General features: G+C 62.2%; 15 protein-coding genes. 13 read left to right on the forward strand and 2 right to left on the reverse strand.

Annotation, left to right across the window (positions count from 1 at the left end; genetic code table 11):
• The first annotated feature begins 13 nt into the window (after positions 1-13).
• The 13 genes from fleN to GV002_RS06875 all read left to right on the forward strand — a co-directional run bounded on the left by fleN (position 14) and on the right by GV002_RS06875 (position 11,219).
• Complete coding sequence (gene fleN, locus GV002_RS06815; protein ID WP_162843938.1) at positions 14-844, forward strand: flagellar synthesis regulator FleN; 831 nt, start codon at positions 14-16, stop codon at positions 842-844.
• Entirely contained in the window at positions 841-1,587 is a 747-nt protein-coding gene (gene fliA / locus GV002_RS06820; protein ID WP_178094620.1) for an RNA polymerase sigma factor FliA, read from the forward strand. The genes fleN and fliA overlap by 4 nt, the downstream gene beginning before the upstream one ends.
• A 99-nt stretch (positions 1,588-1,686) precedes the next feature.
• A complete protein-coding gene (locus GV002_RS06825; RefSeq protein WP_169968482.1) occupies positions 1,687-2,061 on the forward strand; it encodes a chemotaxis response regulator CheY in 375 nt (124 codons plus the stop codon).
• Positions 2,062-2,080: 19 nt separating this feature from the next.
• On the forward strand, positions 2,081-2,869 hold the full coding sequence (locus GV002_RS06830) for a protein phosphatase CheZ (RefSeq protein WP_160017635.1): 789 nt from the start codon (positions 2,081-2,083) through the stop codon (positions 2,867-2,869).
• Positions 2,870-2,882: 13 nt separating this feature from the next.
• Positions 2,883-5,102 carry a chemotaxis protein CheA gene (locus tag GV002_RS06835; RefSeq protein WP_160017636.1) on the forward strand — a complete coding sequence of 740 codons (2,220 nt, stop codon included), beginning with the start codon at positions 2,883-2,885 and terminating at the stop codon, positions 5,100-5,102.
• Positions 5,103-5,147: 45 nt separating this feature from the next.
• Positions 5,148-6,281: a protein-glutamate methylesterase/protein-glutamine glutaminase gene (locus GV002_RS06840; RefSeq protein ID WP_160017637.1), complete on the forward strand. Its 1,134-nt coding sequence runs from the start codon at positions 5,148-5,150 to the stop codon at positions 6,279-6,281.
• A gap of 25 nt (positions 6,282-6,306) precedes the next feature.
• On the forward strand, positions 6,307-7,047 hold the full coding sequence (locus tag GV002_RS06845; RefSeq protein WP_017679181.1) for a flagellar motor protein: 741 nt from the start codon (positions 6,307-6,309) through the stop codon (positions 7,045-7,047).
• Positions 7,048-7,059: 12 nt separating this feature from the next.
• Positions 7,060-7,869, forward strand: coding sequence for a flagellar motor protein MotD (gene motD, locus GV002_RS06850; RefSeq protein ID WP_160017638.1), 810 nt, complete (start codon positions 7,060-7,062; stop codon positions 7,867-7,869).
• 82 nt (positions 7,870-7,951) lie between these two features.
• Entirely contained in the window at positions 7,952-8,740 is a 789-nt protein-coding gene (locus GV002_RS06855; RefSeq protein ID WP_160017639.1) for a ParA family protein, read from the forward strand.
• Positions 8,741-8,826: 86 nt separating this feature from the next.
• On the forward strand, positions 8,827-9,630 hold the full coding sequence (locus GV002_RS06860; RefSeq protein WP_160017640.1) for a CheW domain-containing protein: 804 nt from the start codon (positions 8,827-8,829) through the stop codon (positions 9,628-9,630).
• Between the two features lie 95 nt (positions 9,631-9,725).
• A complete protein-coding gene (locus GV002_RS06865) occupies positions 9,726-10,205 on the forward strand; it encodes a chemotaxis protein CheW (protein ID WP_003243242.1) in 480 nt (159 codons plus the stop codon).
• Between the two features lie 3 nt (positions 10,206-10,208).
• Entirely contained in the window at positions 10,209-10,631 is a 423-nt protein-coding gene (locus GV002_RS06870; RefSeq protein WP_160017641.1) for a DUF2802 domain-containing protein, read from the forward strand.
• A gap of 144 nt (positions 10,632-10,775) precedes the next feature.
• Positions 10,776-11,219 carry a rhodanese-like domain-containing protein gene (locus tag GV002_RS06875; protein ID WP_160017642.1) on the forward strand — a complete coding sequence of 148 codons (444 nt, stop codon included), beginning with the start codon at positions 10,776-10,778 and terminating at the stop codon, positions 11,217-11,219.
• Here GV002_RS06875 and GV002_RS06880 read toward each other — a convergent pair.
• A complete protein-coding gene (locus GV002_RS06880; protein WP_160017643.1) occupies positions 11,200-11,541 on the reverse strand; it encodes an EscU/YscU/HrcU family type III secretion system export apparatus switch protein in 342 nt (113 codons plus the stop codon). The two genes, GV002_RS06875 and GV002_RS06880, sit on opposite strands and share 20 nt — an antisense overlap.
• Positions 11,538-13,067, reverse strand: coding sequence for a flagellar hook-length control protein FliK (locus tag GV002_RS06885; RefSeq protein WP_160017644.1), 1,530 nt, complete (start codon positions 13,065-13,067; stop codon positions 11,538-11,540). The genes GV002_RS06880 and GV002_RS06885 overlap by 4 nt, the downstream gene beginning before the upstream one ends.
• Positions 13,068-13,200: the final 133 nt, after the last annotated feature.

Here is a 13,200-nt window from a genome sequence, read left to right on the forward strand (position 1 = left end):
GTGTAGAAAGAACATGGGTATGCATCCCGTACAGGTGATTGCGGTGACTGGCGGCAAGGGTGGCGTCGGCAAGACCAATGTGTCGGTCAATCTGTCCATGGCCCTGGCCGATCTCGGCCGTCGGGTGATGTTGATGGACGCTGACCTTGGCTTGGCCAACGTCGATGTTCTGTTGGGCTTGACGCCCAAGCGCACCCTGGCCGATGTCATCGCAGGCGAATGCGATCTGCGCGATGTTCTGCTGCAGGGGCCGGGTGGCGTGCGCATCGTGCCGGCAGCCTCCGGTACGCAGAGCATGGTCAGCCTCACGCCGATGCAGCACGCGGGGTTGATCCAGGCGTTCAGTGACATCAGCGAAAATCTTGACGTGCTGGTGATCGACACCGCCGCCGGTATCGGCGATGCGGTGGTCAGCTTCGTGCGTGCTGCGCAGGAGATCCTTGTGGTGGTCTGCGATGAGCCCACCTCGATTACCGACGCCTACGCGCTGATCAAACTGCTCAATCGCGATCACGGCATCAGCCGCTTCCGTGTACTGGCCAATATGGCTCACAGCCCGCAGGAAGGACGCAATCTCTTTGCTAAGCTGACCAAGGTGACGGATCGTTTCCTCGATGTCGCCCTGCAGTATGTCGGTGCCGTGCCTTACGATGAGTGCGTGCGCAAGGCCGTGCAGAAGCAGCGCGCCGTCTATGAAGCCTTCCCTCGATCCAAGTGCGCCCTGGCGTTCAAGGCGATAGCTCAGAAGGTAGATACCTGGCCGTTACCGGCCAATCCCCGTGGTCATCTGGAGTTTTTCGTCGAGCGTCTGGTGCAACAACCGACCGCAGACTCGGCCGTATGACAGCAGCCTCTGGACTTCGTATGTATAACAAGGCTCAGGCGCAGGACTCCCAGCACCAGCTGATCGAGCGCTATGCGCCTCTGGTCAAGCGTATCGCCTACCACTTATTGGCCCGTCTGCCGGCCAGCGTGCAGGTCGACGATCTTATTCAGGCCGGCATGATCGGTCTGCTCGAAGCCTCGCGCAAATACGACTCCGGTAAAGGCGCCAGTTTCGAGACCTTCGCGGGTATCCGTATTCGCGGCTCCATGCTCGACGAGGTGCGCAAGGGTGATTGGGCGCCGCGTTCGGTACACCGCAACAGCCGTATGGTCAGTGATGCCATTCGTGTCGTTGAAGCAAGAACCGGGCGTGACGCTAAAGATCATGAGGTTGCGGCCGAACTCCAATTGAGTCTGGAGGATTACTACGGCATTCTTGGCGACACTTTGGGCAGCCGCCTGTTCAGCTTCGACGACCTGCTGCAGGACGGCGAGCATGGCGGGTTGCACGAAGACGCCGGACACTCTCACCTCGAACCTTCGCGGGACCTCGAAGACGAACGCTTCCAGGCGGCGTTGGCCGATGCCATCGCTGGCTTGCCGGAGCGCGAACGTCTGGTGCTGGCGCTGTATTACGATGAAGAACTGAACTTGAAGGAAATCGGTGAAGTGCTGGGGGTTAGCGAGTCACGCGTGAGTCAGTTGCACAGCCAGTGCGCAGCGCGTTTGCGCTCGCGGCTGAGTGAATGGCGCGCTGCCTGAACGCGGTGTACTCGCAGGCGCAAACGGTTTCATGATTAAAGGACGTAGTTGCAAGCGCAATACGTTTGGGACTGTACGGAGGTCGACTTGGACAAGAACATGAAAATCCTCATCGTTGACGATTTCTCGACGATGCGACGGATCATCAAGAACCTCTTGCGGGACTTGGGTTTCACCAACACCGCGGAAGCCGATGACGGCACCTCGGCGCTACCGATGCTGCAAAGCGGCAGCTTCGACTTTCTGGTTACCGACTGGAACATGCCCGGCATGACCGGCATCGACCTGCTGCGTGCCGTACGTGCCGACGAGCGCCTCAAGCACCTGCCGGTGCTGATGGTGACCGCTGAAGCCAAGCGCGATCAGATCATCGAGGCGGCCCAGGCCGGTGTGAATGGCTACGTGGTCAAACCCTTCACCGCTCAGGTGTTGAAGGAAAAGATCGAGAAGATCTTCGAGCGGGTCAACGGCTGATGTCAGCCGCGAGGGTGCTATGGAACACGATGACTCCACGCTGGGTGACCTCGAGTCGACCCTGAAAAACAATGCCCGCGATCTGGTCGATAGCCTTGAACAGGGTAACTTCGGCGCTGCGGTGCAACTGATCAACGAGCTGAACAAGGTCCGTGATCGCGGGCTGTATCATGAGGTCGGCAAACTGACCCGTGAACTGCACAACGCCATTGTCAATTTTCAACTCGATCCGCGCATGCCACATGCCCAGGAGCTGTCGCAGATCGCCGACGCGACCGAGCGCCTGAACTACGTCGTGACCATGACCGAGAAGGCCGCCAACCGGACCATGGATCTGGTCGAGCAGAGTGCGCCGCTGGTCAACGACCTCAGTGACGAAGCGCAGAGCCTCAGCGCCGAGTGGGGCCGTTTCATGCGCCGCGAAATCGGTGCTGACGGTTTTCGTGAGCTAGCCAAGCGTGTCGAGCTGTTCCTCGCCCGCAGTGAGCGAGATGGCGTAAAGCTCTCCGGCCACCTCAACGACATTCTGCTCGCGCAGGACTATCAGGATCTTACCGGCCAGGTGATCAAACGTGTCACCCAACTGGTGACCGAAGTGGAAAGCAACCTGCTCAAGCTGATGCTCATGGCCAGCCAGGTCGACCGTTTTGCCGGTATTCAGCACGATCACGAAGCGCTGCGTACCGAACAGGAAAAATCAAAAGAGCCATCGCGGGGTGAAGGTCCGCAGATTCATGCCGATAAGCGTGATGACGTCGCCTCCAGCCAAGACGATGTCGACGACCTGCTGTCCAGTCTAGGGTTCTAAGGAGCACACAAATATGAGCTTCGGCGCCGATGAAGAGATCCTCCAGGATTTCCTGGTAGAGGCCGGCGAGATTCTCGAACAGTTGTCCGAACAGTTAGTCGAGCTGGAAAGCCGACCGGACGACATGAACCTGCTCAACGCCATCTTTCGCGGTTTTCATACCGTCAAGGGCGGAGCGGGTTTCCTCCAGCTCAACGAGCTGGTGGAGTGCTGCCATATCGCCGAAAACGTCTTCGACATCCTGCGCAAGGGTGAGCGTCGCGTCGATTCGGAGCTGATGGATGTGGTGCTCGAGGCTCTTGATGCAGTCAATGGCATGTTTGGCGAAGTGCGTGAGCGTCGCGAGCCGACGCCCGCATCGCCTGAACTTCTGGCGGCACTGGCTCGCCTGGCTGAACCGGGCGGCGCCGAAGCGGCTCCAGAGCCCGTGCAGCAAGCCGAAGCGGAACCCGCGCCGGTGCCTCAGCCGGCTGCGCCTTCCGCTCCCGCAGGCGACATCACCGACAGCGAGTTCGAGCAACTGCTCGACGCGTTGGGTGAAGCGCCGGCTGCCGCCCCGAGTGCGCAGACCAGTGCCAGTGACGAGATCACCGATGACGAGTTCGAGTCGCTGCTCGATCAGTTGCACGGCAAAGGCCAGTTCGCCGGTACGGTCGAAACGCCCGCCGCTGCGGTAGTTGCTTCTGTGCCTGCTGGCGCACCGGCAGGCGATGACATCACTGACGATGAATTCGAAGCGCTGCTCGATCAACTGCATGGTAAGGGCCAGTTCTCGGCCACGGCCGAAGCCGCAGCTCCGGTTGCGGCCGTTGCTGCAGCGCTCGCTCCGGCGGGTGATGAGATCACCGACGACGAGTTCGAGTCGTTGCTCGATCAATTGCACGGCAAGGGCAAGTTCGTGCCGCCCGCTGAGCCGGCGCCCGCGCCTGCCGCTGCGGCTAAACCTGCAGCAGCGCCCAAGGCCGCTGCACCTGTCAAACCCGCAGCAGCCAAGGCTGAGCCTGCTGCTGCTCGTGCTGCTGCCGCGCCGGCGCCCGCTGCCGAAAAGGCATCGGCCGCGAGCGAAGCAGAAACCACTGTACGGGTCGACACTGCGCGCCTCGACGAGATCATGAACATGGTCGGCGAGCTGGTGCTGGTGCGTAACCGTCTGGTGCGCCTGGGCCTGAACAGCGGCGACGAGGCCATGTCGAAGGCGGTATCGAACCTCGACGTGGTCACGGCCGATCTGCAGACCTCGGTGATGAAGACCCGGATGCAACCGATCAAGAAGGTGTTCGGTCGTTTCCCGCGTCTGGTACGTGATCTGGCGCGTAACCTGAAGAAGGAAATCAACCTCGAGCTGGTGGGCGAAGAAACCGATCTCGACAAGAACCTGGTCGAGGCTCTGGCTGACCCGTTGGTGCACTTGGTGCGCAACGCCGTCGACCATGGTGTGGAAACGCCGGAAGAACGCGAGAAGAGCGGCAAGGCCCGTGCTGGGCGCGTGGTGCTGTCCGCCGAGCAGGAAGGCGACCATATCCTGCTGTCGATCACCGATGACGGCAAAGGCATGGATGCCGACGTGCTGCGTGCCAAGGCCGTTGAAAAGGGCCTGCTGGACAAGGACGCAGCTGATCGTCTCAACGAGTTCGAATGCTACAACCTGATCTTCGCCCCGGGCTTCTCGACCAAGACCGAGATTTCCGACGTGTCTGGCCGTGGTGTCGGCATGGATGTGGTGAAGACCAAGATTTCCCAGCTCAATGGCACGGTCAACGTGTTCTCGCAGAAAGGCCAGGGCTCGAAGATCATCATCAAGGTGCCGCTGACCCTGGCGATCATGCCGACGCTGATGGTGATGCTGGAGAACCAGGCCTTCGCTTTCCCGCTGGTCAACGTCAACGAGATCTTCCATCTCGACCTGTCGCGCACCAACGTGGTCGATGGTCAGGAAGTAGTGATCGTGCGCGACAAGGCGCTGCCACTGTTCTATCTCAAGCGCTGGCTGGTGCCGCAGGCCTTCCATGAAGGTCAGCGCGAAGGCCATGTGGTGATTCTCACCGTTGGCAGTCAGCGCATCGGCTTTGTCGTCGATCAACTGGTCGGCCAGGAAGAAGTGGTAATCAAGCCACTGGGCAAGATGCTGCAAGGCACGCCCGGAATGTCCGGTGCCACGATCACGGGCGACGGACGCATCGCGTTGATTCTCGACGTACCGAGCATGCTCAAGCGCTACGCTCGACGTTTCTGATGTTTCGCGGCGTGGACCTTAAGTCCACGCCGTCTAGGAGTGTGTATGGCAGTCAAGGTCTTGGTGGTGGACGACTCCGGTTTCTTCCGTCGGCGCGTGTCGGAAATTCTGTCTGCTGACCCCAGTATTCAGGTCGTGGGCACGGCCACCAATGGGCGGGAAGCCATCGATCAGGCGTTGGCGCTCAAGCCCGACGTGATCACCATGGATTACGAGATGCCGATGATGGACGGCATCACCGCAGTGCGGAACATCATGCAGCGCTGTCCGACACCGGTGCTGATGTTCTCCTCGCTGACGCATGAAGGCGCCCGCGTCACGCTGGATGCGCTGGATGCGGGTGCGGTGGATTTCCTGCCGAAGAACTTCGAAGACATCTCGCGCAACCCCGAAAAGGTCAAGCAGATGCTGTGCGAGAAGGTGCACAGCATCGCTCGCAGCAATCGCCGTTTCAGTTCGGCCGCAGTGGCTCCGGCGCCGACTGCGGCTAGTCCGAGTGCGGCGCCGACGACTCGTCCAGCTGTTTCGGCGCGACCTGCCCCGGCCCCTGCTGTTCCTGCGCGACCTGCGTCAGCGGCCGGTGGCGCTGCCGCCGCATCGCCTGCGCCCAAGCGCAAGGCCTACAAGCTGGTGGCCATAGGCACCTCGACCGGTGGCCCGGTGGCGCTGCAGCGCGTATTGACCCAGCTTCCGGCCAATTTTCCGGCGCCGCTGGTTCTGATCCAGCACATGCCGGCAGCCTTCACCAAGGCCTTCGCCGAGCGCCTGGACAAGCTGTGCCGCATTCAGGTCAAGGAAGCCGAGGATGGCGATATCCTGCGCCCAGGCCTTGCGTTGCTGGCTCCTGGTGGCAAGCAGATGATGGTCGATGCGCGCGGCGCGATAAGAATCCTGCCGGGTGACGAACGCCTCAACTACAAACCCTGTGTCGATATCACCTTTGGCTCTGCCGCCAAGTCCTATGGCGACAAGGTACTGGCCGTGGTGCTGACGGGCATGGGCGCAGACGGTCGTGAGGGCGCGCGCCTGCTCAAGCAGGGCGGCAGCCAGGTGTGGGCTCAGGACGAGGCCAGTTGCGTGATCTATGGCATGCCCATGGCCGTGGTCAAAGCCAATCTGGCGGATGCGGTCTACGGCCTGGATGACATCGGCCGGCACCTGACCGAGGCCTGCCAGTGACGGACGCTAAGTCGGAAACATGCGCATGGATGTACTGAGCCTTATTGGCGTCATCCTGGCGTTCGTTGCCATTCTGGGCGGCAATTATCTCGAAGGCGGCCACGCTGGGGCGTTGCTCAACGGTCCGGCGGCGCTGATCGTCATCGGCGGGACATTGGGCGCGGCCTTTCTGCAGGCACCGGTGCAGGTGTTCAAGCGTGCCATGAGCATCATGCGCTGGATCTTCTTCCCGCCGCGTATCGATCTGGTCGGCGGCATCAATCGTGTGACCGGGTGGAGCATGGTGGCGCGCAAGGAAGGCCTGCTCGGTCTGGAAGCGGTGGCTGATGCCGAGCCTGACCCCTATGCGCGCAAGGGCCTGCAGTTACTGGTCGACGGCGCCGAGCCGGAATCCATTCGCAGCATTCTGGAAGTTGATCTCTACACTCAGGAGGCGCGCGATATCCAGGCCGCCAAGGTGTTCGAGAGCATGGGCGGCTATGCACCGACCATTGGCATCATCGGTGCGGTGATGGGCCTGATCCACGTGATGGGCAATCTGGCTGACCCGAGCATGCTCGGCAGCGGTATTGCCGTGGCGTTCGTGGCTACCATCTACGGCGTTGGTTTCGCCAACCTGCTGCTGCTGCCGGCAGGCAACAAGCTCAAATCCATCGCTCTGCGCCAGTCGCGTTACCGCGAGATGCTCCTCGAAGGCATCCTGTCCATCGCCGAGGGTGAAAACCCGCGCTCCATCGAACTGAAGCTGCAAGGCTTCATGGACTGATGGAGGTATGGCATGGCGCGCAGGCGGCATCATGAAGAGCACGAGAATCACGAGCGCTGGCTGGTGTCCTATGCGGACTTCATTACCTTGCTCTTCGCCTTCTTCGTGGTGATGTATTCGATCTCTTCGATCAACGAAGGCAAGTACAAGATCCTCTCGGAGTCGCTGACCGGCGTGTTCAATCAGCCCGATCGCTCGATCAAGCCGATTCCGGTCGGTGAGGAACGGCCGCGTACCAGCGAGCCGGACAACACCTCGATGGACGATCCGAGTTCGGACTCGAACTTGCAGAGCATCGCCTCCAGCGTGCGTGAAGCGTTCGGCGACCTGATCCAGAGTGATCAGCTGACCGTACGCGGCAACGAGATGTGGATCGAGATCGAGCTCAGCTCCAGCCTGCTGTTTCCCAGCGGTGACGCGATTCCGAACAACCAGGCATTCGACATTATCGAGAAAGTCGCCAAAATCCTGGCGCCGTACCAGAATCCGGTCAAGGTCGAAGGTTTCACTGATAACCTGCCGATCCAGACCGCTCAGTACCCAACCAACTGGGAGTTGTCTTCGGCACGGGCGGCGAGCATCGTACGTATGCTGGCCATGGACGGCGTCGACCCTTCTCGTCTGGCGGCCGTCGGTTACGGTGAGTTCCAGCCGGTGGCGGACAATGCCACTGCCGAGGGCAGGGGGCGTAATCGCCGGGTGGTGCTGGTGATTTCGCGCAACCTCGATACGCGACGCGGCGCTGGCAGTGCTGCGACCCAGCAGTCAGGGGCTGGCACGCAACCTGCACCAGCGTCTGCGTCGGGGGTTCCACAGTCGTGAACCGTCAAATCCCAGTCGCCTGCTGCGTGCAGGCGACAGCCATTCTCGGCCTGAGCGCCTCTTGCCGGGAGGATGAGAGAAGATGAAAGTCTGGGCAGTAGCCAATCAGAAGGGTGGGGTCGGCAAGACCACCACCTCCATCGCTCTGGCAGGCCTGTTGGCCGATGCCGGCAAGCGTGTGGTCGTGGTAGATCTCGATCCGCATGGGTCGATGACCAGTTACTTCGGTCATGACCCCGATGTACTGGAGCACAGTTGCTTCGACCTGTTCCTGCATCAGGGCAACGTGCCGCAAGGCCTGCCCAAGCAGCTGTTGCACAGCACCAGTCACGAGAATATCGCCCTGTTGCCGTCGAGCACCGCGCTGGCCACGCTCGAGCGCCAGTCGCCGGGGCAGAGTGGCCTGGGTCTGGTGATAGCCAAGAGCCTGGCGCAGCTGTGGGAAGATTTCGATCACGCCGTCATCGACAGCCCGCCATTGCTCGGCGTGCTGATGGTCAACGCCCTGGCCGCCAGCCAGCAACTGGTGATTCCGGTGCAGACCGAGTTCCTTGCGGTCAAGGGCCTGGAGCGGATGATCACCACGCTGGCCATGATCAATCGTTCCCGCAAGCAGGCGTTGCCCTACACCATAGTGCCGACGCTGTTCGACCGTCGTACCCAGGCGTCCATGAGCACGCTGCGGGTGTTGCGCAATACCTATCCCGAGCACCTGTGGCCGGCCTATATTCCGGTCGATACGCGCTTGCGTGATGCCAGCCGGGCAGGGCGCACGCCTTCGCAGTTCGATGCGGGCAGTCGTGGGGTGATCGCCTATCGTGCGCTGCTCAAGCATCTGCTGAGTCATCAGCCGGCGGCGCAGGTGGCTTGAAATGAGCGTCTGTGTTGAACTGCGACACTCAAGTCGGAGCATGCAGCGGCCGATAGGCTGTCAAGATCTTATTCCGGGTTCCAGTCATGAGTCGTAACCTCGCCACCGCCACGCGTTCCCAGCTGGCCCTGCAGTCCTACCTCGACGGGCTGCTGCAGGAGGCTGCTGCCGAACTGGAAATGTCCGTCAGTCTCGACGAGTTCGAGGCCGCCGTGCTCGAAGAGCAGGTGCGTGATGCGCGACTGGTCGAGCCGGTGGTGCTCGCCACCGTGGTCGAGCCGCAGGTGCAGGTGGACGTCGCGCCGGTTGAATTGCTCGCGCCGATACAGGCTCCGGTCATCGACAAGGCGCCGCCAGAGCCTGCTCCCGCTGCCGAACAGGTGCCGCCGCCGGCTGCTCTGCTGGCCGATGGTCGCCCTGCCTGGGCCGAAGAGCCGTTCGAATGTCTGCTGTTCGACGTTGCCGGGTTGACCCTGGCCGTGCCGCTGATTTGCCTGGGCTCGATCTACCCGCTCGAAGGCCAGGAGCTGACGCCGCTGTTCGGTCAGCCGGATTGGTTTCTTGGCATCCTGCCGAGCCAGGCCGGTAACCTGAAGGTACTGGATACCGCCCGTTGGGTGATGCCGGACCGTTACCGCGAGGACTTCCGCGAGGGCCTGCAGTACGTGATTTCGGTGCAGGGCTACGAGTGGGGGCTGTCGGTGCATCAGGTCAGCCGTTCGATTCGCCTGGACCCGAGCGAGGTCAAGTGGCGCAGTCAGCGTACCCAGCGTCCCTGGTTGGCCGGCACGGTGATCGAGCACATGTGCGCGCTGCTCGACGTGGCGGCACTGGCCGAGCTGATCGCCAGCGGCGGGGCGAAGCGCCTGAATGGCGGAAAGCTGCATTGAGAATTGGTGAGCCTGTGCCAACGGGCTCTATAGTTGATGACAAGCGGGTCGACCCGCGCATGCCGCACTGAGCGGTTTTTGATGAGGCTAGGGACATGAAGAAAAGTTCTGCACAAGGTGCCGAAGATCCGATTCTGCAGTGGGTGACCTTTCGCCTGGACAACGAGACCTACGGCATCAACGTGATGCAGGTGCAGGAAGTCCTGCGTTACACCGAGATCGCCCCGGTACCGGGTGCTCCGAGCTATGTGCTGGGCATCATCAACCTGCGCGGCAATGTGGTCACCGTGATCGATACCCGCCAGCGTTTCGGCCTGGGTTCGGCGCCGGTCACCGACAATACCCGTATCGTCATCATCGAAGCGGACAAGCAAGTGGTCGGCATCCTGGTCGATAGCGTGGCCGAAGTGGTCTACCTGCGTCAGTCCGAGATCGAGACCGCACCGAACGTCGGCAACGACGAGTCGGCCAAGTTCATTCAGGGCGTATGCAACAAGAACGGCGAGCTGCTGATCCTGGTCGAGCTGGACAAGATGATGTCCGAGGAAGAGTGGTCGGAGCTGGAGAGCATCTGAGCCATGTCCGAGTTCGCCATGCTTGCCGCGGCCCTGGCCTTCGTGGCGCTGCTATGCGTGGCACTGGGCATCGTCTGCCAAGGCCTGTACCGCAACCAGCAGCGACTGCTGGCCGAGCAGGCCAAGCGTGACGCCGTGCGCGATACACGGATCAGGGAGCTGAGCAAACGTCTCGACGCCTACCTGACCGGCAGCATTCGCATGGGCGAAGAGCTGCATGAGCTGCGCCGTGTGGTGGCGCCGCTGCCGGACAAGGTCAGCCAGATCGAACAGCGCGACCCCAGCAGTCTGTCGTTCACCCAGGCTGCGCGCCTGGTAGGCATGGGCGCCAGCGTCGATGACCTGACCCAGTCCTGTGGCCTGAGCAAGGCCGAGGCCGAACTGATCAGCCGCCTGCACACACCCAAGACAGGCCAGTCGCAATAGCCTTCCTCACGTCTTGACGCATAGTCGAGCGCGTTCTTAGCAGGCCCTGCCGCCTGCGCAATCAATCCTAGCGTCCCTGTGCGCCCATCTACGCTGATAGAAGGCAGTGGTTCGTCCGGCTGTGGTCGTCACGGGGGATTGGTCATGCATCGTCTGGTTGTGTTTCTCGTTGGCTGGCTGCTCTGCCAGCCCCTGGTTGCCCAGGAGGCGCCGCTGCAGGTTGCGGGTGCGACCACCGTCAACGTCATGCAGGCCAAGCACCTGCACGACCATGGCGCACTGTTCATCGATGTACGGCCGGCCCGCGAGTGGGGTTGGGGGCATGTCGAGGGTGCCATTCATCTCGACCTGCGCGGGCACTTTGCAGCTCTGGCGCAGGTGCCGTGGCCGCGCGAGGTGCCCCTGGTCATCTACTGCGACAGTGAGGTGTGCGCGCAGAGTGCCGTCGCGGTCGAGCAGGCAGTTGGCTGGGGTTTTACCCGTGTGTTCTATTTTCGTGGCGGTTACTTCGCCTGGCAGTTGTTCGATATGCCAAGCAGCAAGGGCAGCACCAACGAACGGCTGGCGCTCAGTTTGCCGGCCCCTTGAGCAGGGGAAGCGGCGGGGTGACGTCGCGCTCTTTGTCGGCCTCGAAACCCGGCGGGGCCTTGCCCTGCAGGTGCCAGGCGAAGGCGATGATCTCGGCAATGCAGCGATACAGTGCTTCCGGAATGGCGTCGCCCAGCTCCAGGCGCGCCAGCAGACGCACCAACTCGGCATTTTCATAAATCGGTACTTCGTATTCGCGAGCGATGGCGAGAATGGCTTCGGCCAGTTCGTCATCGCCCTTGGCGCTGAGTATCGGCGCGTTTTGCCCGTCGTAGTTGAGGGCGATGGCCTGACGCGCTTCGGACTGCGGCTTGCGGCTCATGCGGTTTCATCCACCCAGCGTTGCTCCAGCGAGGTTTTCGGCCCTTGCGGCGGCATGCCCTGGCTGCAGGCCAGCTCGCCCACCTCCAGACCTGCGGCTTGCAGGCGCTCACGCAGGTTGCCCAGTTCGGCGGTGATCAGCGAAGCGGTGTCGGCGCGTTCGGCCCATAACTGGCTGGAGAGGCTGCCGCGTAGCAGCTGAGCGCGAACCTGTAGCGGGCCAATATGATCGAGGTCGAAGGCCAGTTCCACGCGCCAGAGAGTTTCCTTCTGTTCCGCTTTTTCCGCCTTGCCGCTGTCCTCGCGTTGCAGTTTGAGCTGCAGGGGAATCACCTCCTGCTGATGGCGCATGGGCAGTTCCAACTGCCAGGTGGTCAGCAGGTTGCCGTTGGCGTCGAGCTGGGTTTGCGCCAGGCTCGACAGCTGGTGAGTCTGCAGTCGTGAAACGGCCGCTGCGGCGAGCTTCAGCAGGGTTTCAAGGTCTGCCTCGTCATCCATGTTCTGCAGCAAGCGCGAGGGCAGGGGAAAGGTCAGTGCCTGCTGGCGCGCCGAGCCGGTAGCACCTGCACCGAGCAGTTGTCGGGCCAGGTTGGGCAGGTTCTGATTGAGAGCGTTCTGCAGGCCGGCAAGGGGGCCTGAGGCGCCCGGCAATTGCGGCATCAGCTGGGCGATCAGGCGCAGCAGGTTGGCCTTCAGATCCTGCGGCAATGTGCCGGTCTGTCCCTGCAGCAGTTTGGCTTCGAGCAGCACACCGCTGCCTTCGAGTGCCTGCGCCAGGCCTTTGGCGGTGCTCAACTGGGTGCTGTCGGGGAGTGCGCCAAGCAGTTTGTCGATGCTGCCGCGCAGCGCTTCATCGCCGCCGCTCAGCTTCTGCAGGCCCTTGAACAAGCCTTCCAGCGACGCCTGGCGATTCTGCTGGGCTGCCAGTTGCTGGCCCAGCACCAATTGATCGAGGCGGCCGCTGAGCGGCAGGAAGGCGAGGCTCTGGCTACCCTGCACCTGGGCGCTGAGCAGGCTGCCGAGCGGCAGGGCCAGCGGGCTGTCGAGCGCCAGCTGGCTACCAGCGAGCGGGGTGTTGAGCAGATTCACCACCAGGCGATAGATCGTCTGCGCGCCCTGTGGCGACAAAACGTCGCGGCTGACCACTTTGCCCTGGACCAAAGTGCCGGGCGGCAGTTGCTGCAGGTCAAGGCTGGTCAGCGGCTTGTCGCCGCCAGCTTGCAAGGCCAGCGCCAGGCGAGTATCCGACAGGGCGGTGACCACCAGCGCACTACCCTGGGCCAGTGGCCTGGGGCTTTCGGCTTGCAGAGTCGCCTGTTTGCCACCTGCGAGGGTCAGCTTGAGTAGCAACTGGAAGCTTTGCGCCTGCTCGCGAATCGCCACGACTTCGGCCTTGGCGCTTTCGCCAGCCGCCAGCATGCCTTCCAGCGGCTGTAACAGGCGCACGGCCATGTCTGCTGCGGGCGCGGTGTTGCGAACCACCGGCACGGAAGGGGGAAGCGGGCGTGGGCTGCTGATTTCGCTCATGGGTTTTCGTGAAGCTCCGTCCTGTGCGGTGCCGTAGGGTGCGCCATGCGCACCGGTTTCGACTACTGGTGCGCATCGCACACCCTACGCGATTAACACCCTGTCGAAAATGCTGACTGCGGGGACAGTGATG

The sequence above is a fragment of the Pseudomonas sp. 8O genome, assembly GCF_902506495.1.
GTDB lineage: Bacteria > Pseudomonadota > Gammaproteobacteria > Pseudomonadales > Pseudomonadaceae > Aquipseudomonas > Aquipseudomonas chaetocerotis.